Origin of the sequence: Kineococcus aridisoli, from assembly GCF_050871885.1 — a bacterium.
GTDB lineage: Bacteria > Actinomycetota > Actinomycetes > Actinomycetales > Kineococcaceae > Kineococcus.
Genome location: NZ_JBJLSF010000002.1, coordinates 1 through 26,164, shown reverse-complemented (window position 1 = coordinate 26,164; position 26,164 = coordinate 1). Strand labels below are relative to the sequence as shown.

Below are 26,164 nucleotides of genomic sequence, written 5' to 3'. Positions count from 1 at the left end.
GCCGGCTACCCTCCCGCGGTGCAGCAGGCTGCACCCGTGCGGTGCAGCAGGCTGCACCCCCCGCGTGCGGGTGCTGACGCGGGACCGGGGAACCCCTAGCGTCCAGGGGTGCACACCAGCAGGCGCGAGCGGCGCGCGAGGGTTCTCCGCTCCCCGATCGCCCGGACCGGCCGCTCGACGCGCGCGGCGGTCGCGGAGCTCGCCGGAGGGCTGGGCACCGCGCTGCCGGCGCTGGGCCTGCTGGTCTGGCTGGTGGTGGTCGCGGCGCTGTGCCCGGTGGGGATCGGCCTGCTGCTGGCACCGCGGACGCTGCGCGGCCTGCGGGACCTGGCCGACCGCGAGCGCCGCCGGCTGGAGCGCCGGGGCGAGGAGCTGCTGCCGGGTGGTGAGGTGCCGGCGACGCTGCGCGCGGCGCTGGCCGACGCCGTGGTGCGCCGCGAACTGCGCTGGCTGCCGGTGCACGCCGTCGGAGGGCTGCTGCTGGGCCTGGTGGGTGCGCTGCTGCCGGTGTACGCGGTGCGCGACACCACCTTCCCGCTGTGGCGACACCTGGTGCCCGCGGGGGTGGACAGCTCGCCGTGGTGGTGGACGGTGCAGGACGGGCGCGGTGCGGCGGCGGTGTCGCTGCTCGGGCTGGGCTGGGCGGTGCTGACCGTGGTCGCCGCGCCCGGCATGGCCCGGCTGCAGCGCTCGGCGGGACGGCGGCTGCTGGCGCCACCGCCGGGTGCGGACCTGTCCCTGCGGGTGGCCGAGCTGACCGCGACCCGGGCCGCCGCGCTGGACGCCCACGTGAGCGAGCTGCGCCGCATCGAGCGTTCGCTGCACGACGGCGCGCAGAACAGGCTGGTCGGCGTGAACGTGCTGCTCGGGGCCGCCCGGCGCTCGCTGACCCGGAACCCCGCCGCCACCGACGAGCTGCTGGAGCGGGCGCAGACCGCCACGGAGCAGGCGCTGGCCGAACTGCGCGCCGTGGCCCGCAGCGTCCTGCCGCCGGTGCTGGTCGACAGGGGTCTGGCGGGCGCGCTGGACGGGCTGGCCGCGGCCTGCCCGGTGCCGTGCCGGGTCGAGGTGGACGTCGCGGTGCGCTGCCCGGTGTCGGTGGAGGCGACCGCCTACTTCGTCGTCGCCGAGGCCCTGACCAACATCGCCCGGCACAGCGGTGCGAGCAGCGTCCGGGTCGGCGTGCGCCGCAGCGGCGACGAACTCCTGGTCTCCGTGCTCGACGACGGCCGCGGCGGGGCCCGGTTCGCCGGCGGGTCGGGCGGCGGATCGGGCGGCGGGTCGGGGTTGACCGGGGTGCTGCACCGCGTCCGGGCGCACGATGGCACGCTGTCGCTGACGAGCCCCCCGGGCGGCCCGACCAGCCTGGAGGTGCGGTTGCCGTGCGCATCGTGATCGGTGAGGACGACGCGCTGCTGCGCGAGGGGCTGGCCCTGCTGCTGCGCGCGGAGGGCCTGGACGTGGTGGCCACCGCCGGTGGGCCCGACGACCTGCTCGCCGCGATCGCCGAGCACGCGCCCGACGTCGCGATCGTCGACGTGCGGATGCCGCCGACGCACACCGACGAGGGGATCCGCGCCGCGGTCGAGGCGCGGCGCCGGATGCCGGGGCTGGCGGTGCTCGTGCTGTCGGCCTACGTCGAGCAGGCCTTCGCCACCGAACTGCTCGTGGGCGGCGCCCGCCGGGTCGGCTACCTGCTCAAGGAGCGCGTCGGGCGGGTGGAGGAGTTCCTCGACGCGCTGCACCGCGTCGCCGACGGCGGCACCGCCGTCGACCCCGAGGTGGTGGCGCAGCTGCTCACCCGCACGCGGCCGGACGCCGGGCTGGACCGCCTCTCCGCCCGCGAGCGCGAGGTGCTGGGCCTGATGGCCGAGGGCCTGGGCAACACCGCGATCGCCCGGCGGCTCGTGGTCACCGAGGGCGCGGTGCACAAGCACGTGCGCAGCATCTTCGCCAAGCTCGACCTCGCCCCCACCGACGACGTCGACCGCCGCGTCGTCGCGGTCCTGCGCTACCTGCGCACCGCCGACGGGCGCTGACGCGGGTGGTGGTGCAGGCACCACCACGATCGGGGCGGCTGCGGGAGGGACCCGCAGCGGGTTCCCGGGTGTGCTGGGGCGCAGCGGATCGCGACCGGCGACCGCCCGACCCAGGAGGCCGCACCCGTGTCCCACGACGCGCCCCACCACGCAGCCCAGCACCCGCCCCGGCCCGCGCCCCGGCCCGCGCCCCGGCCCGCGCCCCGGCCCGCGGCGGGTCTGCGGGCCGCCGTCGCACGACGGCCGCTGACCGCGTTCTTCGCCCTCGCCTACGGCCTCAGCTGGCTGGCGTGGATCCCCTACCTGCTCTCCAGCCACGGGACCGGCGTCCTGCCGTTCTCGTTCCCCGCCGTGCTCGGCACCTCGCAGCTGCTCGGGGTGCTGCCGGGCGCCTACCTGGGGCCGGTCACCGCCGCCCTCGTCGTCACCGCGCTCGTCGAGGGCCGCTCCGGGCTGCGGGCCTGGCGCGGACGGCTGCTGCGCTTCCGGGTGGGCTGGCGGTGGTACCTCGGGGTCGGGGTCGTGGTGCCCGTCTCCGTCCTCGCCGCCACCTTCGTCCTGCCGCAGGCGTGGGACGCGGTGCGCCCGGTCAGCGCCCTGCTGCTGCTGGGGTACCTGCCGATGCTCGCGGTGCAGGTGGTCACCACCGCCCTCGCCGAGGAACCCGGCTGGCGCGACTTCGCCCTGCCCCGCCTGCAGGAGCGCCTCGGCGCGGTGCGCGGCACGGTCCTGCTCGGCCTGCTGTGGGGCGCGTGGCACTGGCCGCTGTTCCTCACCGAGTGGGGCGGCTGGCCGCACGTGTCGTGGGTCCAGCCGACGCTGTTCACCCTCTCGTGCGTGCCGCTGAGCCTGGTGATGACGTGGGTGTTCAACCGCACCGGGCAGAGCGTCCCGCTCGTCATGCTGCTGCACGCCGGCATCAACAGCACGTACACCCTGCTGTGGCCGGCGGTCTTCCCCGCGCTCGACGGCGACCACGACACCCTGGTCGTGCAGCTGTTCGCCACCGGCCTCGCCACGGCGGTCCTGCTCGTCCTCACCCGGGGCCGCCTCGGGGCGCCGGCCGCGCGGGCGGCGGCACCGCCCGCGCCGGCTCCTCAGCTCAGCCGGTAGGTCTCGGGCCGGCGCTCGGGCAGGTAGTCCACGACCTCCCGCGCGCGCCGCAGGTCGTCCGCGTCGACGTCGGCGACCAGCAGCGCCGCCTCGTCGGCCCCGGCCGCGGCCAGCACCCGCCCGTCGGGCCCGACGGCGACGGAACCGCCGCTGAAGGTGCTGCCGTCGGCCGCGGGCCCGACGTGGTTGGCGTAGGCGAGCGCGACGCGGTTCTCGTAGGCGCGTGCCGGCACGAGCACCCGGGCCACGCTCGCGTCGAAGATCGCGGTGGGCACGGCGACGACGTCGGCGCCGGCCAGGGCCAGGCCGCGCACGGCCTCGGGGAACTCCACGTCGAAGCACACGAGGACGCCGACGCGCAGCCCGGCGACCTGCACCACGAGCGGGGTCCCGTCGCCGGGGCGGAACGCGGCGCGCTCGGCGGGCCCGTACAGGTGGGTCTTGACGTAGCGGCCCAGCACGGTCCCGTCGCGGTCGACGACGACGGCGGTGATGGCGCCGTCGTGCGGTTCGCTGACGACGAGCGCCACCCCGGTGCGCCGGGCGAGGTCCACGACGTGCGGCAGCACCGAGGGGTCCGCCCGCACCCGCCCCGGGTCGTAACCGGTGGGGAACAGCTCGGGCGTGACGAGCAGGTCGGCGCCGGCCCGGGCGGCGTCGGCCGCCACCCGTTCCAGGGTGCGCAGGTTCTGCGCCACGTCGGCGACGGCGGCCTGCTGGGCGACCGCGATCCTCACCGCCCTCCCTCCCCCGCGGCGCCCGCCCGGCCCTCCAGCCGGGAGCGGCGACGGCCGTAGCCGAGGTAGACGGCCGCCCCGACCAGGGTCCACGCGCCGAACGCGACCCAGGTCCCGGTGCCGAGGTTGAGCGCCAGCAGCACGCACATCGCGGCGCCCAGCAGGGGGGTGAGCGGGAACAGCGGGACGCGGAAGGTGCGCGGCAGGTCGGGGCGGGCGCGGCGCAGGACGACGACGGAGACGTTGACGAGGGCGAACGCGGCCAGCGAGCCGATGCTGGTGGCGTCCGCCAGCGCGCCCAGCGGGACCAGCGCGGCGAGCACGGCGACGGCGCCGCCGACGAGCACGGTGCCGAGCACGGGCACCCCGCGGCGGTCCAGGCGCCCGAACACCCCGGGCACCAGGCCGTCGCGGGCCATGGTGAACAGGATCCGGGTCTGCCCGTAGAGCACGGTCAGCACGACGCTGGCGATGGAGACCAGCGCGCCCAGGGAGAACACCACGCCCACCCACGTCCGGCCGGTGACCTCGCGCAGGATGTCCACGAGGGCGACCTCGACGCCCTCGAACCACGTCCACTCCCGCGCGCCGACGGCCGCCAGCGCCACCAGGCAGTACACGGCCGTGATGACGACCAGCGACAGGACGATCGCGCGCGGCAGGTCGCGGCGGGGGTCGCGGGCCTCCTCCCCCGCGGTGCTGGCCGCGTCGAAGCCGATGTAGGAGAAGAACAGCCGGGAGGCCGCCGCGGTGGCGCCGGCGACACCCAGCGGCGCGAACGGGGTGAGGTTGCCTGCCTGGAAGGCCGTGAACGCCACCGCGCAGAACAGCGCGAGCACGACGACCTTGACGACGACCATGACGGCGTTGACGGCTGCGCTCTCCTCGGCCCCGCGCACCAGCAGCAGCACGGCGCCGGCCACGACGAGGGCGGCGGGCAGGTTCAGCACCCCGCCGTCGCCGGGCGGCTGCGCGGTCCAGTCCGGCAGGCCCAGCCCGGTGACCGCGTGCACGACGTCGGAGACGTACTGCCCCCAGCCGACCGCGACGGCGGCCACGGAGACGCCGTACTCCAGCAGCAGGCACCAGCCGCACAGCCACCCGGCGAACTCCCCCACGGTGGCGTACACGTAGGAGTAGCTGGACCCGGCGACGGGCACGGCACCGGCCATCTCCGCGTACGACAGCGCCGACAGCAGCGCCGTCAGCCCCGCCAGGACGAAGCTGACGACGACGGCGGGACCGGCCAGCGGCACCGACTCACCGAGCACGACGAAGATGCCGGTGCCCAGGCTGGCGCCGATGCTCAGCGCGGTCAGCTGCCACAGGCCCAGCGATCGGCGCATGCTGCCGCCGGTGCCTCCGGTGCCGCGACCGGCCTCGGAGACGATGTCGTCGACGGGCTTGGTGCGCGTCAGCTGCGCGCGCAGGCCTCGGCGCGGCGGCGTGGTGGTGCTGTCCACGGGACTCCTTCGTCCGGTTCGTCGGGTCCACCGGGTGGGCCCGGGGTGGTCGATCGGGCGCCTCAGGCGCCGCGGCGCGGTGGTTCGGACAGGGCGGGGCTGACGACCCACAGCACCCGCGCGGGGACGTCGCCGGCCGCGCGGAAGGAGTGGGGGCGGGCGGGGTCGAAGGTGAAGGTGTCACCGGTGCCCAGCACGACGACGTCCTCGGGCGGGCCCGCCACCCCCTCCTCGTCGGGGCCGGCGAAGCGCAGTTCGACCTCACCGGCCAGCACGAGGGCGAACTCCACGTCGGCGGCCAGCGCGTACGGCTCCTCACCGGAACCGCCGCCGGGCTCGACCTCGCTGACGATGGCGGCCAGGCGCCGTTCACCGGCGGGGGTCAGCAGGAACTCGCGCAGGCCGTGGCCGCCGAAGGTGATGGGCGGGTAGCTGCCGGCGCGGACCACCTCACCGGCCGGGGCGGGCTCGAAGAGGCTGCCGACGGCGAGGTCCAGGGTGGTGCACAGGCGCACCAGCGCCGCGACCGACGCCGTGGCGCGGTCGCGCTCCAGGCGGGAGAGGAAGCCCTTGGTCAGGCCGCTGGCCTCGGCCACCTCCGCCACCGTGCGCCGCTGCGCCAGTCGTGCCGCCCGCAGCCGGGCCCCGACCAGCGCGGTGCCCTCCGCCGCTGCCTGCACCACGCCCTCCCGTCCTCGCCGTCTCGCCGTGGCGTCGTCTCGCCGTCGACGCCGTCGATGCGTCCGCCGCAGTCTGGCACCACCGCGGCCGTCCGGGAACCCCGGGTGCTCCAGCGGTAAACCGGGGTTGACCGGTCGGCCGCCTCGCGCCACTGTGGAGCCATGTCGTCCTCCAGCACCCCTCCGCCGCCGCAGGGACCGGTCGACGCCACCCGCGTCCCCCGCTACGGCGGCCCCGCGACCTTCGCCCGCCTGCCGCACCTGGACGAGGTCTCCCGCGCCGACGTCGCGGTCGTCGGCCTGCCCTTCGACTCCGGCGTCAGCTACCGCCCGGGCGCGCGCTTCGGCCCGGGCCACATCCGCGCCTCCTCCAAGCTGCTGCGCCCGTACAACCCCGCCCTCGGCGTCTCCCCGTTCGCCGCGCAGCAGGTCGCCGACGCCGGCGACCTGGGCCTGAACCCCTTCGACATCGGCGAGGCCCTGGCCCAGACGGAGACCGCGCTGACGCGGCTGACCGAGGACGGCGCCACCGTCATGGCCCTCGGCGGCGACCACACCCTCGCCCTGCCCGCCCTGCGGGCGCTGGCCAAGCAGCACGGCAGGCTCGCGGTGCTGCACTTCGACGCGCACCTGGACACCTGGGACACCTACTTCGGCGCGCCCTACACCCACGGGACCCCGTTCCGCCGGGCCTCCGAGGAGGGTCTGCTGGACCTGGAGCGCTGCCTGCACGTGGGGACCCGCGGCCCCCTCTACAGCGAGCAGGACCTCGAGGACGACGCCGTCCTCGGCTTCCAGGTCGTGCGCGCCGACGACTACGAGACCGACGGGGTGGCCCGCGCCGTGGAGCGGGTGCGCCGCCGCCTCGGCGACGGGCCCGTCTACGTCTCCGTCGACATCGACGTCCTCGACCCCGCGGCCGCCCCCGGCACCGGAACGCCCGAGGCCGGCGGACTGACCAGCCGCGAACTGCTCAACACCCTGCGCGGGCTGACCGGCCTGCACGTCGTCGGCGCCGACGTCGTCGAGGTCGCCCCCGCCTACGACCACGCCGAGATCACCGGCATCGCCGCGGCGCACGTGACCTACGAGCTGCTGTCCGTGCTCGCCGCCACCCGCACCGGGAGCTGAGATGACCCTGCCCGCAGGAACGAGCACCGAGGACCAGCTGCCCGACGCGCCGGCCGCCGGAGCGCAGCCGCTGACGATGCTCGTGCCCGACTTCCCCTTCCCCTACGACGAGTACCTCGCGCACCCCGCCGGGCTGGGCTCGGTGCCCGAGCACCGCCGCGGCACCGAGGTGGCCGTCATCGGGGCCGGCGTGTCCGGTCTGGTCGCCGCGCACGAGCTGATGAAGCTGGGGCTGCGCCCCGTCGTCTACGAGGCCGGCGAGATCGGCGGCAGGTTGCGCTCGGCGGCCTTCCCCGGGGTGCCCGGCGCGGTCGCCGACCTCGGCGGCATGCGGTTCCCCTCCTCCGGTCGTGCCTTCTTCCACTACGTCGACGCCCTGGGCATCCGCACCAGCCCGTTCCCCAACCCGCTGGCCCCGCAGACCCCCAGCACCGTCATCGAGCTGCGCAACCGCGCCCACTACGCCGAAACCCCCGACGACCTGCCGGCGGAGTTCGGCGAGGTGGCCGCCGCCTGGCGCCGGGCGCTGGTGGAGGGCGCGGAGCTGGAGGCGATGCAGGACGCGATCCGCCGCCGCGACCTGGCGGCCATCAAGGAGATCTGGAACCGGACGGTCCCCCGGCTGGACGAGGAGACGTTCTACGGCTTCGTCGCCAAGTCACCCTCCTTCGGGCAGCTGCCGTTCTCCTACCGCGAGACGTTCGGGCAGGTCGGTTTCGGCACCGGCGGCTGGGACACCGACTTCCCCAACTCCATCCTGGAGATCCTGCGCGTCGTGCACACCGACGCCGACGACCAGCACCACCGCATCACCGGCGGCGCGCAGAGCGTGCCGCTGGGGCTGTGGCAGCACGCCCCCGCCGACCTCGTGCACTGGCCGGCGGGAACGAGCCTGCAGTCCCTGCACGGCGGATCGCCGCGCCCAGCGGTCACCCGCGTGCGCCGCGGCGAGGACGGGCGCCTGCTCGTCCTGGACCGCTGGGGCACCGAGCGCTCCTTCGAGGCGGTCGTCGCCACCTGCCAGTCCTGGCTGCTGTCGGCGGGCATCGACACCGAGGAGTCGCTGTTCAGCCACGAGATGTGGATGGCGATGGAGCGCTCGCACTACATGCAGTCCTCCAAGACCTTCGTGCTGGTGGACCGCCCGTTCTGGCGCGACGTGGACCCCGCGACCGGCCGCCGGGTGATGAGCACCACCCTCACCGACCGCATGACCCGCGGCACCTACCTGCTCGACGGCGGCGAGGGCGTCGACGACCCCGCCGCGGCGGACTCACCGGCCGTCATCTGCCTGAGCTACACCTGGAACGACGACGCGCTGAAGTGGCTGGCGCTGGACACCGACGAGCGGGTGCGGCTCATGCTGCACAACCTCAAGCAGATCTACCCCGACGTCGACATCGCCAGCCACGTCCTCGGCGACCCGATCACCGTCTCCTGGGAACGCGAACCCCACTTCATGGGCGCCTTCCGCGGCAACCTGCCCGGGCACTACCGCTACCAGCGGCGGCTGTTCTGCCACTTCGTGCAGGACGACCTGCCGCCCCAGCAGCGCGGGATCTTCCTCGCCGGCGACGACATCTCCTTCACCCCCGGCTGGGCCGAGGGCGCGGTCACCACCGGCCTGAACGCCGTGTGGGGCGTGGTGCACCAGCTCGGTGGTACGAGCGCCCCCGGCAACCCCGGCCCGGGCGACCGGTTCGCGGAGCTCGCGCCCGTGCAGCTGCCGGACGACTGAACGCGGAGGTCCCGGCGCGCGCGAGGAGCGCGAGGAGCTCCGGTCCCGACCGCGATCGCCAGGTGGCGCAGGGAACCGCTCCGTGGCGGTGGCGCCCACGTCCGCCGCAGGCTCACCGGGCGCGGTCCCGCGCTCCGGCGAGCGGCCGCGGCGGAGGAGGCCCCGCGCACGGGTGCTCGGTCGTCCCCGGCGTCCTGGCCCACCCGGCGACATCGACCTCGTCGGCGAGGTGCGCCTCGCCGACGCCGACGAGCTGGTCGAGCGACGAGACCACGTGCCCTCCTGCCGGTGCCCACCCTGGCGCGGGACACCGTGAGCACGCCCTGCCGGCGTGGGCGGGTCCGGCGAGTCGGCGACGTCCGCTCATGCCGGATGGCGTGTGGTCGCTGAGCACGTCCAACCACCGGTTCAGCCCTTCGCAGCCGATGAGTCGACGGGCGCCACGGCCGCCAGCCTTGACTCTCCCCCTGGGAGAGACCCCAGAGTGCTCCCGGGAGGTGCTGATGACAGAGCTGATGTCGATCGGGGTGTTCTCACGGGCCACCCGACTGTCCGTACGCACCCTGCGCAACTACGACCGGCTGGGCCTGCTGACCCCGGCACACATCGATCCGAACACCGGCTACCGCCGCTACGCCGTCGACCAGTTCCCCCAGGCAGGACTGATCCGACGGCTGAGGGAGCTGGAGGTGGGGTTGCCCGAGATCACTGAGATCCTCACCGCCGGCAGCTCGACGAAGGTGCAGGCCGCCCTCGAGCGCCACCGCGATCGCGTCGTGCTGCGAGCTGCGGAGCTGGAGCAGATCGCCGCGCGCCTGCAGGCCGTCCTGCAGGACCCTCTGCAGGTGCCCGGCTGGCTGCACGTCTACGAACGGCGCCGCGAGGCTCAGTGCACCGCCCGGATGCTGGTGCACACCTCGATGTCCGGCTTGGCCGGTGCGCTGAACTCTGGCTTCGACCAGCTCTTCTCCGTACTCGCTGAGCAAGGCATCACCTCGGTCGGCCCTCCTGGTGCCCGCTACCCCAGCGACGACCTCGACGCGGCGGCGCTGAGCGTGGAGCTGTTCGTGCCCGTCACACGGGCGCCGCGGCCGGCTGCAGCGGTCGAGGCGGGGCACCTCACCCGCTGCACGCTCGCAGCGACGATCCACGAGGGCAGCTACGACGACGTCGAGACCGCCTACCAGTCGCTGGGACGCTGGATCACCGATCACGACCGCGCACTCGAAGGGCCGGCAGAAGAGCTCTACCTCCTCCCACCCGGGCCCGGCGTGCCGATGGGCGCGTACCGCACGGAGATCGCCTGGCCGATCAGCTCGCCCCCACTCACCGGACACGAGGACCAATGATCATCGACACCACGTCCCGAGATGCGGCCCGACTGGCCGGGACCCTGGCGGGGCAGCACGCGGGACTACACGCAGGACTACACGCAGGGCAGCACTGCGAGACCACCGCGTTGGGCGTCCTGCTGCGCCACGAAGGCATCGACCTCTCCGAACCCATGCGCTTCGGCCTCGGCGAAGGGCTAGGTTTCATCTACTGGGACAGCCAGAAGATGAACTTCCCGCTCCTGGGTGGCCGGAGCAAGCCGATGGCCATCACCCGAACCTTGGCCGCCCGCTTGGGCGTGACACTGCACCTCGAGCAGACCACGTCGGTACGCAAGGCGTGGCAGAACGTGTCCGCAGCGCTGGACGGTGGGCGTCCCGTCGGCCTGCAGCTCGACTCCTACCACCTCGACTACTTCACCACGAGGGTCCACTTCGGTGGCCACGTCGTGGCGATGTACGGCTACGACGACACCCACGCCTACCTCATCGACACCGCCCAGCAGGGCGGCCCCGTGACGACCACCCGCACCAGCCTGGAGCGGGCGCGCGGTGAACGCGGACCGATGACGGCCAGGAACCTCTCCTTCACCCTCACAGCCGACGGGGGCGGGGCGAACCTCGGAGACGCTGTCCGGGCTGCGATCCGCAGCAACGCACGCGACTTCCTGAACCCGCCCATCGCCAACTTGGGACACCGCGGCATCCGAAGGGCCGCTGCGCAGGTGCCGACGTGGCTGGACCGCAGCAGTGATCCGCAGCCGCAGATCGCGCTGGCTGCCTCACTGATGGAACGCGGCGGGACCGGCGGCGCCCTCTTCCGCACCATGTACCGCGACTTCCTCGCCGAGTGCACGACTCTCACCGACGATGAGCAACTGCACCGCGGTCATCAGATGTTCCAAGCGATCGCTCCCCTGTGGACGCAGGTCTTCCAGCACCTCACGGCCGCCGCAGACGACGGCGAGCGCGGCCACCTCACCGACGCCTCGATCATCCTCCTCGAGCTGGCCGACCGAGAGCGCGAAGCCATGCAGGTGCTCAGCTCGCTGCGCTAGCAACGGGCCACCGGCAACGGACAACTGACGCCCACACGACACGTCTCCGCGGCCATGCTGCTGTCCAGGTGGCCGACGACTTCACGGCCTCGTCGACGAGCGAGCGATCCGCAAGGGCACGCGGGGGGGGGGGAGGCGCCCGTGACGGGCAGTCCATGTTCGCTCAAACCAGGTGCTCACCACCCCGGCCTCGATCCAGAACGCTGATCGTGACCAACGAAGCCATCACCTTCATCCGCCCCCCCACACTCACCGATCAGGCCCCCTACGCCTACGCCGCGACCGCCAGTGCCAAGCAGGCCATCTACACCGCAGGAGCCTGCCCTCTAGATGCCGACGGGCAGACCGTCGCTGTCGGTGACTACGTCGGGCAGGCGCGGCAGGTCATGGCCAACCTGGTCGTCACCTTGCGCGAGGCTGGCGCGGAGCTGACAGATGTCGTCAAGAGCACCGTGTACGTCGCTTCGAGCCAGCGCGACGACCTCAACGCCGTCTGGGATGTCGTCCACAGCACCTTCGGTCACCACGACGCCCCCAGCACCCTGCTCGGCGTCAGCGTCTTGGGTTGGCCGAACCAGTTGGTAGAGGTGGAGGCGATCGCAGTCGTCGCCGGACCCGCTTCCACGTACTGACCAGACGCCTCCGGCAGGTCTCGACCTTCCGGTCATCCCGCGATCCTGGCGCAACCATGGCCGGCCGATGATCTTGCGCCCAGGCCGAGAGCGGATGATCATCCGGCACCGCCAGGGCTAGCCGGCCTGGCAGGGTGGCTCTGAGGAGGTGGGTGCCGTGCTGCTCGGTGCTGGTGCATGGATCGTCGCGGTGTTGCTCGGCCTCATCGCCGCTCATCGGCGTAGCCGCGAGAACGCGGGGCGGTACCTGCCCTTCACCGTCCGTCGCTTCGACCGCTACACCGGGACGGTGGTGACCACTAGGACCTGGTGGGCGCTGTCCTTGGCCTCAGCGGCGTTCGCTGGCGTGGGCCTGTGGTGCGGCATGGGCCGCGTAGCCGGCGGGTACGGCGGGCTGCTGGCTGTCTTGATCATCTGGGGACCCGATGCACTGGGCACAGTGGTGCACAACCGCCGCCTCACCTCATCCGTCGACGCTGACCTGAGGCGGCTGTAGGCGACACCGACGTCACGGTCATCCCGCGGACCAGCAGGTCGTCGATCGTCCGCACGTGTCGAATTGAGTGCGCTTCGGGCGCATCGACAGGCGCTGGTCATCGGTGCGGGTGCGGAAGGGGACCCAGCCGCGTCGAGGCCCAGTCCTTGACCAAGGCGCTCACCGCCACGACCGGCGGCAGGTGCGCCCACACCTCCACGTTGAACCCCGGCGACGGCGTCGTCACAGACCAGGCCAGGCGAGTGGAAGCGGCGCGGCGACGCTGCACCCCGATGAGGGCGCTCCCCACGGAGACGACGACTGAGTCGCCACTGGCCTCGTTGGTGCGGACCTGCCAGGTCGAGCGCGGTACCCGAGGCCACGGTGCACCGTCGCCGGCCAGCAGGGACACGGTGACCATCCCGCGCTCAGCGGCGGCGGCGTAGGAGCCCGGCGCAGCCCACTCGATGTCGGCGGGCACGTACAGGATGCTCAAGGTCACGTTGCTCCCCGGCGGGATGGCCCAACGCGGAGGACGTTCCTCGAAGGAGTGCACGACGAAGTGCTCGGTCAGTCCGTGGTCGGCGGTGAGGCTGGGCAAGGTGGGGAGCTCGAAGCCCAACCAGTCCCGGGAGCTGGCCTGGGAGGCGGGTTGCCAGGCTTCGGCGAGGGTGTCCGGCGGGCGGTCGTAGCCGCGGCGGCTGCGTCCGCGCATGGGCAGCAGGGAGTCCAGGATGCGCACCGCTCGCGGTGGCAGGGGCAGGCCGGTGAGGGGCTCGTCCCAGATTTCGTCGTCGGTCGGCTCCGTCATGGCTTCGACGATGCCAGCGCCAGAACGTCACCCGCTCCCTCCTGGGCACATGGGACGGTCCAGGTACCGGACGACCTACCGGTCATCCCGCGGACCAGTAGGTCGTCAATCGTCCGCACATGTCGATGGCCGCGCCGTCGCGCTCATGTCGATGACCGCGGGTATGAGCGGCCTCTCGGGCACTAACCGTGTGGAGGGCGCAGGCAGCCAGTAGATGCGCGGGCCCACTCCTCGACCGTCATGGAGTGTCGGCCAGCTCCTGCCACCGGCGGGTGACGGACGGGCGGGCGTCCCTGTTCAGGTCATCGGTCCCGAACGCCGCTAGCAGCGGTCCCTTACCCGTCGCCAGATCCGCAGCGATCAGCCGGAACCGAGGAGTGCTGGTGCGTCGTAGCAGCAGGGCACGATCGCCGGACAGCAAGCCCAGCACCTGAGGTTGCCGGGAAGGGTTGTACCGCGGGCCAGGCAGCCACGCGAGCTCATCCAGCCGCTGCTGCGGCACGTCCAGGATGCGCGAGCCGTCCTTGTGCTCTACCGCGAGTTGCCGACCATCAGGCGACCACGACGCCGACCCCACCAGCCACGTAGCGTCCAGACTCAGCACCGTCTCCAACGTCAACGCGTCCAAGACGAACAGCGACTCGTAGCGCTTCACCTCCCACTGCGGGTCCGGCTCCCTCACCTGCAACGCGAGGTAACGCCCGTCTGGTGACCACTGCACAAGGTGGTCCAAGACCGCGTCCATGCTCGAGACCCGGTGGCCGGGAAAGGTGCGCTCAGCGCTGGCCTGCTGCTGCTCACCCCGCACCACGGTCACCGTCAGGTGCCAGTCGGTGCCAGAACGGTGCGTCGCCGCAACGGCGAGGGCGTCGTCATCGGCGGACATCGCGTACTTCAACGTCACACTGCGCCGATGCTCTTGCGAAGGCGGGGCCTTGCGCCCCGTCGCGAAGTCGAGCATGTCGTCGATGGAGTGCTCCTCCTCCACCTGCTCGAACTCCGTGAAGGACGTTGGGGTCACCTGTCCGGAGGCGACGTCGATGATCACTAGGCGCTGAGCCTTGACGTCGGGAGACGCCATGTCAGCACCGGAGCTGGGCACACGGGCCAGCAGCTTGCGCCCCGACGGGCTCAGCACCAACGACCACATGGTCCGTCCACGCATGGACAAGTCGAGATCAGGGTGCAGGTCGCTCCACTGCCGCGGCGCGACACCCGCGTCACCATCGAGCAGCAGGTGAACCTCAGGTCGTGAAGACAGGGGGTTGGCAGTGGGCAGGCGCAAGACGATGACGCCAAACGCCCCAGCGTTCTGTCGAGTCACGGCCCGGTCCCTCCTCGCGGTCACCATCAGTACGGCGCGTCTTCGCCAAGAGCGTCGACCGCACATCGCCAGCATCGCTCACGCGCCGCACCACCTCGCAGTCGTCGCGCGCCGCCGCGTGACGTCCGGTCATGGCGCCCTGCGGGCGAGGTCACGGTCATGGCGCGGTACGGGTGACCCAACCGGGCTCAGCCAGAGGACGTCACACCGACGCGCCTCACCCCGCCCTGCAAACGCCGATGTGGGGGTCACCACCGGTGACCTTCCCCCGCCGGGCCGTGAGCTGGCTGGGCTGGGTGGTCCCAGTTGGCCCGTTCACGTCGTGACAGACCAGCCCAGGCGCTAGACACAGGCCGTGAGCAGCACCACCGACCGTCACGTCCTGACCGCGCGCAAGACCGCCCGCGGGTTCACAGCACTGCTGATCACCTTCGTGATGCTGACCGCGGCTTACCTGGCTCTGGGTCTGAGCGGCACCTACTCACGGGGACTCACGCTCTTGGGGACGGTGCTGTTCGGTGGCTTCGCTGTCTTCACCACCGTGCAGATGATCACCGCCCGCGGTGGCCGCTCGCGCCCGCAGCTGGTCATCGACGAGCACGGGGTCAAGCTCGCCGACCGCCACCGTCTGCCGTGGACGCAGATCGCATCGGTGGAGGTCAGCGGAATGCGGCCGCGGTGGTTCTTCGTCTTCTCGCTGGGGTTCCGGGTGGTCACGTTCGTCGACACCGACGAGCAGGGAGCACCCCCGCGACCGACCAGCGTCCTGCAGCGCTACCGGCGGGCCATCTACCGCAGCGACTACATCGTCATGCCCTACGCCTTGGACGTCACCGCCGACGACATCATGGCGGCGGTCCGCCACTTCAGCACAGTCCCCATCGGGGACGCCGGCGTCGGGCAAGGCGGCAGGTGAGGTGGCACCGCTTGGGCCCTCCAGTCAGCGCCGGTACCGGCGGCGTCGCTGGATCGCGACCTGCCCGATCGCCCCGACGTGTGGAAGTCGACGACCTCACGGTCATCCCGCGTTGTGCGCGCTCCTACCGGACGGCGATGACGCCGCAATCACGCCGACCCGCCAGCGGTCCTCGAGCTGACACCTAGCCTTCAGGGGTGCCCGTGCTGATCGAGGTCGTCACCGTCATCCACGCCCCACCCGCCGTCGTCTTCGACCTGGAACTGGACGTCGACGTCCACACCGCCTCCCTCGCCGGCAGCGGTGAGACGGCCACCACCAGCACCGGCCTGCGCCGGCTCCACCTCGACGACGAGGTCACCCTCCACGCCCGCCACCTCGGACTGCCCTGGCGCATGACCAGCCGCGTCACCGCCTACGACCGCCCGCACCGCTTCGTCGACGAGCAGACCCGCGGCCCCTTCCGCGCCCTGCACCACGAGCACCTCTTCGACGACCTCATGTCGGGAGGGACCCGCATGACCGACCGCATGAGCATCACCGCCCCCGCGGGCGCCCTCGGCGACGTCGTCGCCCACCTGCTGCTCGCGCCGTACCTGCGCCGGCTCCTGCAACGACGCGGGAGTCACGTCAAGGCTGTCGCCGAGGCAGGCCGAGAGCACCCCGCCTGACCGCGTCCGGACTCCACGGTCGTCCCGCTGTCGTGGTCTGACCGCTTGCTGCCCTCTCATCAGGGGACGACCACGCTGGCCACCACGCAGGGGACCTCCTGGCCGGGCCACGTGCCGCTCAGCGTGAGAGCGGCCCCCGGCGCAGCGGCGACGTCGACCACCCGCGGCAAGGTGAGCCGGACGCCGGCGTCGATCGTCGTCGTGGTCCCGTCATGGCTGACCACCGGCGCCGTCAAAGCCGGGACGGCGGCCGAGGAGCCACTGCCGCGCACGTGCGTCCTGGCCGGCTCCAGCACCAGCCCCTGATCGGTGGCGGCGTACAGGTCGGCCTCGCGGCCGCCGGTCATGATGGTGGCGACCAGGGCGCTGACGTGGACCGGGTCGTGGCAGCCGTCGTAGATCCAGCGATCGCCCAGCGTGGTGCGCGTCATCGTGGTGATCAGTGAGTCCTCGGCTCCTGCGCGGGGGGCGCTGCGGTAGGTCAGCGGTACCTGCAGCACCTGTCCGTCGGCAGTGGCCAGCAGGTGCGTCTCCACCCCCACCTCACCGTCGGGGTCGTCGAAGCGGTAGGACCCGAGCTCGATCAAGGTGCTGGCGTCGGCGCCGCCGATCCACGGCTGGTGCGGCACCCACGCCTGCAGCAGCTGCAGCTTGGTCGGCACGATCGTCGCGGGGTGGTGGACAGCCATCGGGCGATCCTGGCAGAAGGTGAATCACCCCCATCTGCACTTCACGGTCATCTCGCTGTGCGCGCTGTTGCTGCCGGCCGGCGACTTCACGGACTTGTCGACGACCACGACGTTGCCGGTGAGATGTCGGTGGGCTCCGACAAGCTGCGTCCATGAACGACGAGACGCCGAACACACCTGCCCCTGACGACGTGATGACGCGCATCGGCCACGGCATCGAGTTGAACCAGCGTGGCGAGAAGTATCGAGCCCACGCGCTGTTCATGGACCTGTGGTCCCAGATCGGTCCTGACGGCGACGCCATGCACCGCTGCGCACTGGCACACTCCATGGCCGACACCTGCGATGACCCGCAGGAAGAACTGCGGTGGGATCTTGAGGCTCTGCGGGCAGCGGACTCGATCACCGACGAGCGTGCCTCTGCTGCGGGCATGGCCGGGCCGGTGGCAGCGTTCTACCCCTCCCTCCACCTCAACCTCGGTGAGGTCCACCGCGAGCTCGGCGACCTCGACGCCGCCCGCCGCCACCTCGACCTCGGACGCCGAGCGATCACTGCACTGCCCGACAATGGCTACGGGCGCATGATCACCGCTGGTCTCGATGCCCTCAGCCAGCGCCTCGACCTGGCCGAAGGGCTCACCACCTGAGCCGTCACAGCTGCGCGCGACGGGCCATGAACGTCCGCCTTCCCCGCTGGCCACGCGCAATCATGGCTGGCCACGACGTCGCGGTGTTGTCGAAGACCGCGCACGCTGTTTCATGGTCAGATGTCGACCAAGATCGCTCCATCGAGGGAAGATGGATCATGAGGACCGCACATGCACCCAGCCTCGAGCCTGACACGAACCAACAGTGACCACCAAGGAGATGGCGATGCACGCGGTCGCGGATTGCAGCGACCCACCTTTCCTCCACGCCCTCTCCGGCAGCGTCGACGTCTACTTCGGTGCCGGTCCTGTCGCTGTCGAGGAACTGCTGACCACCTACCGGCGCAGGGCCCGACACCTCGCCGCACTCAATCGTCCACTGGTGGCCGCAGCCGTCGATCAGATCCTGCAGGTGTTGGAACGCTGCGGCTTGCAAGAGGTGCAATTGGTGCACCTGAAGACCGATGACGATCACGACGGCCTGTGGCTCTTCGACGATTCGGGAAGCGTCTTGTGCACCCTCCCCGGCCCTGCCCTTCCCGGGTGGAGCGAGCAGGCGAAGTGGTGAGTCGCCTCGGTGATCAGACGTGAGCCGCGCCCACGAACAACCACGAGGCGCCACAAGCACGCAGCAGCGACGACCTGAGCGTCGTAGCCGAGCATCACCACCGACCTCCCGCTCATGGCGCGCTGCAGGCGACGTCGCGGTCATCCCGCGATCCGCGGCGTACTCCGGGGGTCTGCCCCCGCTCTGGTTGACTCCGACCTATGAGGATCATGGTCCTCGCTGGAAGGATGACCACCGTGCACAAGCCCCATCCCGACGAGTTCCGCCGCGACGTGATCGCGTCGCCCGCCAAGGCGGACAGACCCGAGCTCAGATCGCCCGCAGCTTCGGGATCTCCGAGTCGTGCCTGGGACGCTGGCTGAGGATCGCCGACCGCGAGGACGACCTAACCGCTCCTACCTCCTCTCACGGGACATCGGAAGAGTCCGACGTCGAGCTGCGAGAGCTGCGCAAACGCAACAAGCTGCTGGAGCAGGAGAACGAGATCTTGCGCCGGGCGACCGCGTACTTCGCCCGTGACGTCCTGCCAAAATGATGTTCCCGCTGGTCCGTGACCTCGCCGAGGACGGAATCCCTGTCGCGGTGACCCGCCGGGTGCTCGGCTTCTCCAAGCAGGCATGTTTCAAGTGGCGCACCGCCCCGGTCACCGACCGGGACTGGAACGACGCCCACCTCATCAACGCCGCGGTGGACATCCACCACGACGATCCGGAGTTCGGCTACCGCTTCATCGCCGACGAGCTGCAGCAGCAGGGCGTCAGTGCCTCGCGCAACCACGTTCAGCGCCTGTGCAACCTGCAAAAGCTGTTCTCAGCTCACGCCCGCAAGCGTGGCGCCGGTCGCCGGCCGGGACCGCCCGTGCACGACGACCTCGTCCGCCGGAAGTTCACCGCCGAGAAGCCCAATGCCCTCTGGCTGACCGACATTCCCCCACTGCGTGGGAGGTGCCTCCTCCGAGCATCCCACTGCTGAGGGCAAGCTCTACCTCTGCGCGGTCGAGGACGCCTGCTCCAATCGCATCGTCGGCTACTCCATCGACGCGCGGATGACCGCCGACCTCGCGGTGAAGGCCCTGCAGAACGCCCTGGCCCTGCGCGGGGGGACCGACGTCCTCGAGCTGGTGGTTCACTCCGACCGCGGAGCGCAGTTACGTTCTCACCGCTACCTTCGTGCGCTGTCGGCAGCGCAGGCACGCGGGTCGATGGGTCGGGTCGGCACCTGCGCGGACAGCGCTGCGATGGAGTCATTCTTCAGCTTGCTGCACAAGAACGTCCTCAACCGCCGGCGCTGGGCCAGCGGGGAGGAGCTACGCCTGGCCATCGTCGCGTGGATCGAACGGACCTACCACCGTCGCCGCCGGCAGCAGGCGCTGGGTCGACTGACGCCCATCGAGTACGAGACACTTCTCCAAGCCGCTCACGCGGCTCAATCGCCCCTACCGACGAAGGTCAACGAAGTAGGGGCAGACCCTAGGGCTGGTGAGGACGTCGCAGACATGTCGGGGAGCGGCTGATCAGGGCAACCGACCGCTCATCAATCGGGTAGCGCCTGGCTCGACGCACTGAAAGCGTCGCTCCATGACGCAGGGCGCGACCGCGGCGGCCCAGGGGTGCATCTTCTGCGACATCGCCCGGCACGAGGCCGAGGCCAGCAGGGCGTACGAGGACGAGACCGTCGTGGCTTCCATGGACCGCTACCCCGTCACTCCCGGGCACCTCCTGCTCGTGCCGCGCCGTCACGCGGTGGGCATGGAGGACCTCGACGACGCCACTGGTGCTCACGTCTGGGCGGCGGCTCACGACCTGGCCCGAGCCTTGCGCCGCTCGACGTTGCGTCCCGAGGGGATCAACCTCTTCCTGAACGACGGTGAGGCCGCCTTCCAGACGATCTTCCACCTCCACCTGCATGTCCTGCCCCGCTACACCGGAGACGGCTGGCCCGTCGAGAGCCTTCCCAAGACGCTGGACCGGCACGGGTCGCGCCTGGACAGCGACGCACGGAAGATCAAAGCGGTCCTTGCTCACCGCACGGACGTGTCCTGCGTCAAGAAGTTGGCAGCGTCGTTGTTGATGTTGCAGCTGCATGGGTCGCGTCATGAGCAAGTACCAGGAGCACTCCTCGATGCAGCGAAGCCCTTCCCTGAGCATGATCACTAGGAGAAGGGTCTGGCGCGCTTTGCGGGCCGTGCCTGAAGGTGGAAGCGGTCGTCTTCGTGGTACTCGCAGGGGCCTGGCTCTGGATGGTGCCAGGCACCGGCTGGCCGTGGCGGCAGAACCTGTTGGGCAGGCTGATGCTCGACCTCGCAGGTGGTCCTGGGCGGCTTCAGCGAAGCCAGGGATCACCTGGCCCGTGCGGGCGAACGTTTCCAGCTTCCCGCCCTTCATCAACCCCGGTCCCTGACATCTGCTGTCAGGCACCAGATTGAGCCGGTGTGCTGGACTGCTGACGGCCGGCGGTGATGGTGAGCGCGACCATGATGGCGGCCAGGACCAGGACGGCGGCGGCGGCGAGGTAGGCGCTGGTGTAGCCGTGGCTGAGGGCCTGCTCGGCCCGCGCCAGCAGACCGGCGTCACCCTCGCTCACCGCCCGCTGCAGCGCCCGACCCGCACCCGGCAGGCGGGTGTCGGCAGCGGTGGTCGAGACGGTCGTCAACAGCGCCAGGCCCAGAGCCGCACCGACCTGCTGGGCGGTGTTCATCAGCGCCGACGCGCTGCCGGTCTCGCGCTCATCGACCTCCCGCACCACGAGCAGGGTCATCGGCAGGAAGGCGAGGCCCAGGCCGAAGGTGGCCAGGAAGAAGGGGACCATCAGGCCGCTGACGTAGCCGGAGTCGGCCTGCAGCCGCGAGAGCCAGAACAGGCCAAGGGCGGCCAGCAGCAGGCCGGGGACAGCGACGGCGCGCACCGGCAGCTCCTCCACGAGCTTGGAGGCCACCCCGGCGGCGACGATGATCCCGAGCCCGAAGGGCAAGGAGGCCACGCCGGCGCGCAGCGGGCCGAACTGCAGGACTTGCTGCATGAACAGCACCGCCAGGTAGAAGGTGCCCATCAGCCCGGCGCCGATGACCAGCACCGACAGGTACGCCCCCGAGCGGTTGCGGTCGGCCAGCAGGTGCAGCGGCAGCAGCGGGTGACGGCTGCGCGCCTGCACCAGCACGAAGGTCACCAGCAGCACCAGCGCGACCGCGAAGGCGGCCAGCGTGAGGGCTTCGCCCCAGCCGTACTCGCCGGCGCGGGTGGAGCCGTAGGCCAGGGCGCTCACGCCGCCGGTGGCGGTCAGGGCGCCGAGGGTGTCCAGACGCCCAGCACCGCGTTCCCCCTCGCGCAGCACCCGGGTGCCGGCCAGGACGACCAGGCCGATGGGCAGGTTGATCAGCAGCACCCAGCGCCAGCTGAGCGCGCCGGTCAGCAACCCGCCCAGCAGCACCCCGCCGACGATGCCGAGAGCGGACATGGCCCCGTAGGCACCCATCGCCTTGTTGCGCGCGGCGCCGGCGGGGAAGTTGGTCGCGATCAGGGCCAGCACGTTCGGCGCCACCAAGGCAGCACCGACGCCCTGCACGGCGCGGGCGGCGATCAGCAGTTCGCCGGTCGGCGCCAGGCCACCGGCCAGGGAGGCCGCGGTGAAGACGACCAGCCCGGCCCGCAGCACCCGCCGGCGCCCGGCCAGGTCCCCGACGCGGCCACCGAAGAGCAGCAGGCCGCCGAAGGCGAGCAGGTAGGCGTTGATCACCCAGGGCAGCGCGGTGGTGGACACGCCTAGGTCGGCCTGGATGCTGGGCAGTGCGACGTTGGCGACGGTGTCGTCGAGCACGGTCATCAGCTGGGCGGTGGCGACCACCAGCAGCGCCAGCCTCGAGCGGTTCCGGGCAGTGGTCTCAGCGGCGGTCACGGTGGCGTCCCCGCCGTCCTCCGCGCGTGGCATGTGGTTCCTCGTGTCGGTGTTCCGCGCACCCTCCGGGGTGCGCGCGGGTGGATCGGGCCGTCGTGCCGGCGGCGGGGTCAGGAGGTGCTCTGGTCGGCCAGGCCTCGGAAACCGCGCAGCCGCAGGCTGTTGCCGACGACGAAGACGGAGGAGAACGCCATCGCGGCCCCGGCGAGCATTGGGTTGAGCCACCCCAGGGCCGCGACCGGCAGGGCCGCGACGTTGTAGGCGAAGGCCCAGAACAGGTTCCCCTTGATCGTGGCCAGGGTCCTGCGGGACAACCGGATGGCGTCGACGGCGCTCACCAGGTCCCCGCGCACCAGGGTGAGGTCGGCGGCCTCGATCGCGACGTCGGTGCCGGTGCCCATGGCCAGGCCAAGGTCGGCCTGCGCGAGGGCGGGGGCGTCGTTGACGCCGTCACCGACCATCGCGACCGTCTTGCCCTGCGCCTGCAGGCGCTTGACGACGTCGACCTTGCCCTCGGGCAGGACCTCGGCGACGACCTCCTCGATGCCGACCTCGGTGGCCACCCGCCGGGCCACGGCGGTGTTGTCCCCCGTCAGCAGCACCGGGGTCAGGCCGAGGCGCTTGAGCTCGGCGACGGCGCGGGCGCTGGTGGGCTTCACGGTGTCGGTGACCACGAGCAGCCCGCGGGCGGCGCCGTCCCAGCCGACGGCCACGACGGTCCCGCCCCCGCTCTCGGCATCGGCCTTGGCCGCGGCCAGGTCCGGGCTCAAGGGCTGGGACCACTCCGCCAGCAGGGACTCGCGTCCCACGACGACGGCGTGGCTGGTCCTGCCGGAGGGCCCGTCGAGGGTGACGACGCCCTGCACGCCGCGGCCCTCGAGGTTGGTGAAGCCCTCCACGGCGGGCAGGGGGCCGACTTCGTCGGCGGCGGCGCGGGCGACGGCGCGGGCGACGGGGTGCTCGGAGGCGTCCTCCAGCGCGCCGGCCAGCCGCAGCAGCTGCGCTCGGTCGGTGCCGGCGGCGCGGACGACGTCGGTCAGCGCCATGGTGCCGGTGGTGACGGTGCCGGTCTTGTCCAGCACGACGGTGTCGACCGCGCGGGTGGACTCCAGGACCTCCGGGCCCTTGATGAGCACTCCCAACTGGGCGCCGCGGCCGGTGCCGACCAGCAGCGCGGTCGGCGTGGCCAGTCCCAGGGCGCAGGGGCAGGCGATCACCAGGACGGCGACGGCGGCGGTGAAGGCGGCGCTGACGGGGAACCCGGCCCCGAGCCACGCCGCGAGGGTGGCGACGGCCAGGGCGATGACGACCGGCACGAAGATCCCCGAGACGCGGTCGGCCAGCCGCTGGACCTGCGCCTTACCGGTCTGCGCGTCCTCGACGAGACGGGCCATCCGGGCCAGCTGCGTGTCCGGGCCCACGCGGGTGGCGCGCACGAGCAGCCGTCCACCGACGTTCACGGTCGCGCCGGTGACGGCGTCGCCCTCACCGACCTCGACCGGGACCGATTCACCGGTCAGCATCGAGGTGTCGGCGGCGGAGGTGCCGGAGACCACGACCCCGTCGGTGGCGATCTTCTCCCCGGGCCGGACGACGAACTCATCGCCGAGGACCAGCTGGTCGACGGGAACCCTCGTCTCGACCCCGCCGCGCAGGACAGCCACGTCCTTGGTGCCGAGCTCGAGCAGGGCGCGCAGGGCGGCGCCGGCCTGCCGCTTGGAGCGCTTCTCGAAGTAGCGTCCGGCGAGCAGGAACATCGTCACCCCGGCGCCGACCTCGAGGTAGATGTTCGACGCGCCGTCGGAGGGGCTGAGGGTCAGCTCGAAGGGGTGGGTCATCCCCGGGGCGCCGGCGTCGCCGAGGAACAGCGCGTACAGCGACCACGCGAACGCGCTCAGGGTGCCCATCGAGATGAGCGTGTCCATGGTGGCCGTGCCGTGGCGCAGGTTCACCCACGCCGCCCGGTGGAAGGGCCACGCCGCCCACAAGATCACCGGAGCGGCCAGCGCCAGGGACGCCCACTGCCAGTAGGTGAACTGCAGGGCGGGGACCATGGACAGCGCGATGACCGGCACCGTCAGGACGACCGCGCCCACGAGGCGCTGCCGCAGGGTCCGCAGTTCCGCGCCCTCGGGTTCCTCACCCCCGTCGCCGGGTTCGCCGGCGGCGGGCCGTTCCGGGGCGGGCAGGGCGGCGGTGTACCCGGCCTTCTCCACCTCCGCGATGAGCTGCGCGGGGTCGTACCCGCCCGGCACGGTGACCCTCGCCTTCTCGGTGGCGTAGTTCACGGTCGCGCTCACGCCGTCGAGCTTGTTCAGCTTCTTCTCGATGCGCATCGCGCAGGAGGCGCAGGTCATCCCGCTGATCTGCAGCTCGACGGCCGGCCCGGTGTCGACCGGCCCGGTCGCGGCGGGTGCGTGGGTGCTCATGGGTGTCCTTGCCTCCGGTTGTGGGAACGGGTCGTGGAGTCCGCGGTGCGGCCTCAGCGCCCGGAGTGGTCGCCGTGCTCGCCGGTGAGTCCGGCAGTCGTTCCGGCAGCGGTTCCGGTCGTGGGTCCGCCGGTGGCCGGGACGTCGAGGGCGAACTCGGCGGTGTGGACCTCGCCGTCCACCTGGAAGTCCAGGTAGAGCAGGTAGCGGCCCGCGGTCGGGGCCTCGGCCGCGAACGCGACCACCGGACCCGAGGTGTCGGTGGCGCTGGCCGGGCTCTCACCCTCGGGGTGCACGTGCAGGTAGGCCAGGTCGCCCTGGCGCAGGGCCACCAGGTGGCCGAAGGCGCCCAGGTACGGCTGCAGCGTCGTGACCGGCTGCCCATCGCGGCTGATGCTCAGCTCCAGCGTCCGGGTGGTCCCGTTGGTGAGGCTCCCCTGGAGGGTGGCGGTGAAGCCGCCGGCCTCGTCCCGCGTGCTCGTCGCCGTCGGCGGGGTGGGGGTGAAGGCGCCCGCGACGTCGAGCGTGCGGGTCAGTGTCAGCCCCGAGGAGCCCTCGGCGGGGGTGAAGTCGGCGAACACCCGGTACGTGCCCGCCGCGTCCCACGTCCACGGCAGCGACCAGGTGCCCGTCGCGGGGTCCAGGGCGGGGTGCACGTGCCGGAAGCCGGTCCCGTCCGAGCGCACCACGATCAGGTGCAGGTCCTCCTCGTGGGAGCGGGTGTAGTCCACCAGCGGCGCGCCCGTGGGGTTCAGGACCTGGAACGAGAGGTCACCGGCTGCACCGACCGCCGCCGGCGCGCTGACCGGGGAGAGGACGTAGCCGTCCTGCGCCTGCGACAGGCCCGGCAGCGCCGCCCCGTCACCGGCGGGCTCGCTGGTGGTGGGCTCGGTGGTGGGGTGCCCGGTGGTGGGGTGCCCGGTGACGGCGGTGCTCCTCCGCCACTCGGCGGAGGCGCTGTCGGGGACGACAGCCGACGCTGCGGCGAACGAGCCGCCGAAGACCACGGCCAGGCCGGTGGCGTAGGAGGCGAGCCGTCCCGCGGCGTTCATCAGACGCGCACCGCCGAGTAGCCGGCCTCCTCGACCGCGGCCAGGACCGCGGCGTCGTCGACCGGCTGCGAGCCCGTCACGACGAGCGTGCCGCTCTGGGCGCTCACCTCGATGCCGGTGACGCCCGGGACCTGCTCGACCTCCTCGCGCACCGACGTCTCGCAGTGCCCGCAGGTCATGCCGCTCACCCGGTACTCGATCGTGCTCATGACGACGTCCTCCTCAGGGTGTCCCCGGTCATCGATTGGTACCCGTAGGGGGTACCCGTACCAAGAACGTTATACCCTCCCAGGGTGTTCCTCCCACAGCGTGCGTGTCGCCGCAGGCGGGTGCTCTCAGTACCCCCTGCGGGTACAGTCGAAGGGGAAGGGGCCGCCGCACGGCGGCGTTGACGCCGGTGCCCCGCGGGCGCGGGAGAGCAGGAGGAGGCGGACGTGGTCGGTTACGACAGCGACAAGGAGCAGGTGCTCAAGCGCCTGCGCCGCATCGAGGGCCAGGTCCGCGGCCTGCACCGCATGGTCGAGGAGGACACCTACTGCATCGACGTGCTCACGCAGGTGTCCGCGGCCACCAAGGCCCTGCAGGCGGTGGCGCTGCAGCTGCTGGACGACCACCTGGCGCACTGCGTCGTCGACGCCGCCCGCCAGGGCGGTGAGGCCGCCGACGCCAAGGTCAAGGAGGCCTCCGACGCCATCGCCCGCCTCGTGCGGTCCTGACCGACCAGGTCCCAGACGCGCAGGAGGGCCGGGTCACCGCACGTGCGGTGACC

At 72.2% G+C, this 26,164-nt stretch carries 25 protein-coding genes and 1 pseudogene; 16 read left to right on the top strand and 10 right to left on the bottom strand.

Annotated features, from left to right (window positions below):
• Positions 1-108 precede the first annotated feature (108 nt).
• The 3 genes from ACRYM2_RS00805 to ACRYM2_RS00795 all read left to right on the top strand — a co-directional run bounded on the left by ACRYM2_RS00805 (position 109) and on the right by ACRYM2_RS00795 (position 3,152).
• Positions 109-1,395 carry a sensor histidine kinase gene (locus tag ACRYM2_RS00805; RefSeq protein WP_432519176.1) on the top strand — a complete coding sequence of 429 codons (1,287 nt, stop codon included), beginning with the start codon at positions 109-111 and terminating at the stop codon, positions 1,393-1,395.
• A complete protein-coding gene (locus tag ACRYM2_RS00800; protein ID WP_432519175.1) occupies positions 1,383-2,039 on the top strand; it encodes a response regulator transcription factor in 657 nt (218 codons plus the stop codon). Before ACRYM2_RS00805 ends, ACRYM2_RS00800 begins: the two co-directional genes overlap by 13 nt.
• Positions 2,040-2,165: 126 nt before the next feature.
• Positions 2,166-3,152: a CPBP family intramembrane glutamic endopeptidase gene (locus ACRYM2_RS00795; protein ID WP_432519173.1), complete on the top strand. Its 987-nt coding sequence runs from the start codon at positions 2,166-2,168 to the stop codon at positions 3,150-3,152.
• Here ACRYM2_RS00795 and ACRYM2_RS00790 read toward each other — a convergent pair.
• From ACRYM2_RS00790 to ACRYM2_RS00780, 3 genes are all read right to left on the bottom strand, one after another.
• On the bottom strand, positions 3,137-3,889 hold the full coding sequence (locus ACRYM2_RS00790) for a nitrilase-related carbon-nitrogen hydrolase (RefSeq protein WP_432519171.1): 753 nt from the start codon (positions 3,887-3,889) through the stop codon (positions 3,137-3,139). The two genes, ACRYM2_RS00795 and ACRYM2_RS00790, sit on opposite strands and share 16 nt — an antisense overlap.
• Positions 3,886-5,352 (bottom strand): amino acid permease, encoded by a 1,467-nt coding sequence (locus ACRYM2_RS00785; protein WP_432519169.1) that lies wholly within the window; start codon positions 5,350-5,352, stop codon positions 3,886-3,888. The genes ACRYM2_RS00790 and ACRYM2_RS00785 overlap by 4 nt, the downstream gene beginning before the upstream one ends.
• Positions 5,353-5,414: 62 nt before the next feature.
• Positions 5,415-6,032: a helix-turn-helix domain-containing protein gene (locus ACRYM2_RS00780; RefSeq protein ID WP_432519314.1), complete on the bottom strand. Its 618-nt coding sequence runs from the start codon at positions 6,030-6,032 to the stop codon at positions 5,415-5,417.
• 162 nt (positions 6,033-6,194) lie between these two features.
• Between ACRYM2_RS00780 and speB the strand changes: the two genes are divergently transcribed.
• From speB to ACRYM2_RS00750, 6 genes are all read left to right on the top strand, one after another.
• Positions 6,195-7,163, top strand: coding sequence for an agmatinase (gene speB / locus ACRYM2_RS00775; RefSeq protein ID WP_432519167.1), 969 nt, complete (start codon positions 6,195-6,197; stop codon positions 7,161-7,163).
• A gap of 1 nt (position 7,164) precedes the next feature.
• Complete coding sequence (locus tag ACRYM2_RS00770; protein WP_432519166.1) at positions 7,165-8,901, top strand: flavin monoamine oxidase family protein; 1,737 nt, start codon at positions 7,165-7,167, stop codon at positions 8,899-8,901.
• Between the two features lie 503 nt (positions 8,902-9,404).
• Complete coding sequence (locus ACRYM2_RS00765) at positions 9,405-10,250, top strand: MerR family transcriptional regulator (protein WP_432519164.1); 846 nt, start codon at positions 9,405-9,407, stop codon at positions 10,248-10,250.
• Entirely contained in the window at positions 10,247-11,290 is a 1,044-nt protein-coding gene (locus ACRYM2_RS00760) for a BtrH N-terminal domain-containing protein (RefSeq protein ID WP_432519163.1), read from the top strand. Before ACRYM2_RS00765 ends, ACRYM2_RS00760 begins: the two co-directional genes overlap by 4 nt.
• A 209-nt stretch (positions 11,291-11,499) precedes the next feature.
• Positions 11,500-11,922 carry a RidA family protein gene (locus tag ACRYM2_RS00755; RefSeq protein ID WP_432519162.1) on the top strand — a complete coding sequence of 141 codons (423 nt, stop codon included), beginning with the start codon at positions 11,500-11,502 and terminating at the stop codon, positions 11,920-11,922.
• 157 nt (positions 11,923-12,079) lie between these two features.
• Positions 12,080-12,418, top strand: a complete 339-nt coding sequence (locus ACRYM2_RS00750) for a hypothetical protein (RefSeq protein WP_432519161.1) — start codon at positions 12,080-12,082, stop codon at positions 12,416-12,418.
• Positions 12,419-12,515: 97 nt separating this feature from the next.
• Here the strand turns inward: ACRYM2_RS00750 and ACRYM2_RS00745 are convergent, their stop codons facing one another.
• Positions 12,516-13,208, bottom strand: coding sequence for a hypothetical protein (locus ACRYM2_RS00745; protein WP_432519159.1), 693 nt, complete (start codon positions 13,206-13,208; stop codon positions 12,516-12,518).
• A 238-nt stretch (positions 13,209-13,446) separates the two neighbouring features.
• On the bottom strand, positions 13,447-14,532 hold the full coding sequence (locus ACRYM2_RS00740; protein ID WP_432519158.1) for a hypothetical protein: 1,086 nt from the start codon (positions 14,530-14,532) through the stop codon (positions 13,447-13,449).
• Positions 14,533-14,887: 355 nt separating this feature from the next.
• Between ACRYM2_RS00740 and ACRYM2_RS00735 the strand changes: the two genes are divergently transcribed.
• Positions 14,888-15,448, top strand: a complete 561-nt coding sequence (locus ACRYM2_RS00735) for a hypothetical protein (protein WP_432519157.1) — start codon at positions 14,888-14,890, stop codon at positions 15,446-15,448.
• A 197-nt stretch (positions 15,449-15,645) separates the two neighbouring features.
• A complete protein-coding gene (locus ACRYM2_RS00730; protein ID WP_432519156.1) occupies positions 15,646-16,119 on the top strand; it encodes an SRPBCC family protein in 474 nt (157 codons plus the stop codon).
• A 59-nt stretch (positions 16,120-16,178) separates the two neighbouring features.
• Here the strand turns inward: ACRYM2_RS00730 and ACRYM2_RS00725 are convergent, their stop codons facing one another.
• Positions 16,179-16,808: a CG0192-related protein gene (locus ACRYM2_RS00725; protein ID WP_432519155.1), complete on the bottom strand. Its 630-nt coding sequence runs from the start codon at positions 16,806-16,808 to the stop codon at positions 16,179-16,181.
• Between the two features lie 152 nt (positions 16,809-16,960).
• Here ACRYM2_RS00725 and ACRYM2_RS00720 point away from each other — a divergent pair, with 152 nt between their 5' ends.
• The 4 genes and pseudogenes from ACRYM2_RS00720 to ACRYM2_RS00705 all read left to right on the top strand — a co-directional run bounded on the left by ACRYM2_RS00720 (position 16,961) and on the right by ACRYM2_RS00705 (position 20,179).
• A complete protein-coding gene (locus ACRYM2_RS00720; RefSeq protein WP_432519154.1) occupies positions 16,961-17,455 on the top strand; it encodes a hypothetical protein in 495 nt (164 codons plus the stop codon).
• 205 nt (positions 17,456-17,660) lie between these two features.
• Positions 17,661-18,023 (top strand): hypothetical protein, encoded by a 363-nt coding sequence (locus tag ACRYM2_RS00715; RefSeq protein WP_432519153.1) that lies wholly within the window; start codon positions 17,661-17,663, stop codon positions 18,021-18,023.
• A gap of 227 nt (positions 18,024-18,250) precedes the next feature.
• A pseudogene (locus tag ACRYM2_RS00710) lies at positions 18,251-19,449 on the top strand (IS3 family transposase); the annotation flags it as partial.
• A gap of 151 nt (positions 19,450-19,600) precedes the next feature.
• The gene (locus ACRYM2_RS00705) at positions 19,601-20,179 is read left to right on the top strand and encodes an HIT family protein (RefSeq protein ID WP_432519151.1); all 579 of its coding nucleotides are present in this window, start codon (positions 19,601-19,603) and stop codon (positions 20,177-20,179) included.
• A 253-nt stretch (positions 20,180-20,432) separates the two neighbouring features.
• Here the strand turns inward: ACRYM2_RS00705 and ACRYM2_RS00700 are convergent, their stop codons facing one another.
• From ACRYM2_RS00700 to ACRYM2_RS00685, 4 genes are all read right to left on the bottom strand, one after another.
• A complete protein-coding gene (locus tag ACRYM2_RS00700) occupies positions 20,433-21,947 on the bottom strand; it encodes an MFS transporter (RefSeq protein WP_432519150.1) in 1,515 nt (504 codons plus the stop codon).
• Positions 21,948-22,024: 77 nt separating this feature from the next.
• Positions 22,025-24,343 (bottom strand): heavy metal translocating P-type ATPase, encoded by a 2,319-nt coding sequence (locus ACRYM2_RS00695; protein ID WP_432519149.1) that lies wholly within the window; start codon positions 24,341-24,343, stop codon positions 22,025-22,027.
• A gap of 53 nt (positions 24,344-24,396) precedes the next feature.
• A complete protein-coding gene (locus tag ACRYM2_RS00690; protein WP_432519148.1) occupies positions 24,397-25,395 on the bottom strand; it encodes a DUF8832 domain-containing protein in 999 nt (332 codons plus the stop codon).
• Positions 25,395-25,604, bottom strand: a complete 210-nt coding sequence (locus ACRYM2_RS00685) for a heavy-metal-associated domain-containing protein (RefSeq protein ID WP_432519147.1) — start codon at positions 25,602-25,604, stop codon at positions 25,395-25,397. The genes ACRYM2_RS00690 and ACRYM2_RS00685 overlap by 1 nt, the downstream gene beginning before the upstream one ends.
• 225 nt (positions 25,605-25,829) lie before the next feature.
• On the opposite strand from ACRYM2_RS00685, the gene ACRYM2_RS00680 reads away from it, so the two are divergent.
• On the top strand, positions 25,830-26,111 hold the full coding sequence (locus ACRYM2_RS00680) for a metal-sensitive transcriptional regulator (RefSeq protein ID WP_432519146.1): 282 nt from the start codon (positions 25,830-25,832) through the stop codon (positions 26,109-26,111).
• Positions 26,112-26,164 lie beyond the last annotated feature (53 nt).

Coding starts and splice junctions, on each gene's coding strand:
- speB (WP_432519167.1), top strand. CDS start 6,195: ATGTCGTCCTCCAGCACCCCTCCGCCGCCGCAGGGACCGGTCGACGCC.
- ACRYM2_RS00770 (WP_432519166.1), top strand. CDS start 7,165: ATGACCCTGCCCGCAGGAACGAGCACCGAGGACCAGCTGCCCGACGCG.
- ACRYM2_RS00765 (WP_432519164.1), top strand. CDS start 9,405: ATGACAGAGCTGATGTCGATCGGGGTGTTCTCACGGGCCACCCGACTG.
- ACRYM2_RS00760 (WP_432519163.1), top strand. CDS start 10,247: ATGATCATCGACACCACGTCCCGAGATGCGGCCCGACTGGCCGGGACC.
- ACRYM2_RS00745 (WP_432519159.1), bottom strand. CDS start 13,208: ATGACGGAGCCGACCGACGACGAAATCTGGGACGAGCCCCTCACCGGC.
- ACRYM2_RS00725 (WP_432519155.1), bottom strand. CDS start 16,808: ATGGCTGTCCACCACCCCGCGACGATCGTGCCGACCAAGCTGCAGCTG.
- ACRYM2_RS00720 (WP_432519154.1), top strand. CDS start 16,961: ATGAACGACGAGACGCCGAACACACCTGCCCCTGACGACGTGATGACG.
- ACRYM2_RS00705 (WP_432519151.1), top strand. CDS start 19,601: ATGACGCAGGGCGCGACCGCGGCGGCCCAGGGGTGCATCTTCTGCGAC.
- ACRYM2_RS00700 (WP_432519150.1), bottom strand. CDS start 21,947: ATGCCACGCGCGGAGGACGGCGGGGACGCCACCGTGACCGCCGCTGAG.
- ACRYM2_RS00695 (WP_432519149.1), bottom strand. CDS start 24,343: ATGAGCACCCACGCACCCGCCGCGACCGGGCCGGTCGACACCGGGCCG.
- ACRYM2_RS00690 (WP_432519148.1), bottom strand. CDS start 25,395: ATGAACGCCGCGGGACGGCTCGCCTCCTACGCCACCGGCCTGGCCGTG.
- ACRYM2_RS00685 (WP_432519147.1), bottom strand. CDS start 25,604: ATGAGCACGATCGAGTACCGGGTGAGCGGCATGACCTGCGGGCACTGC.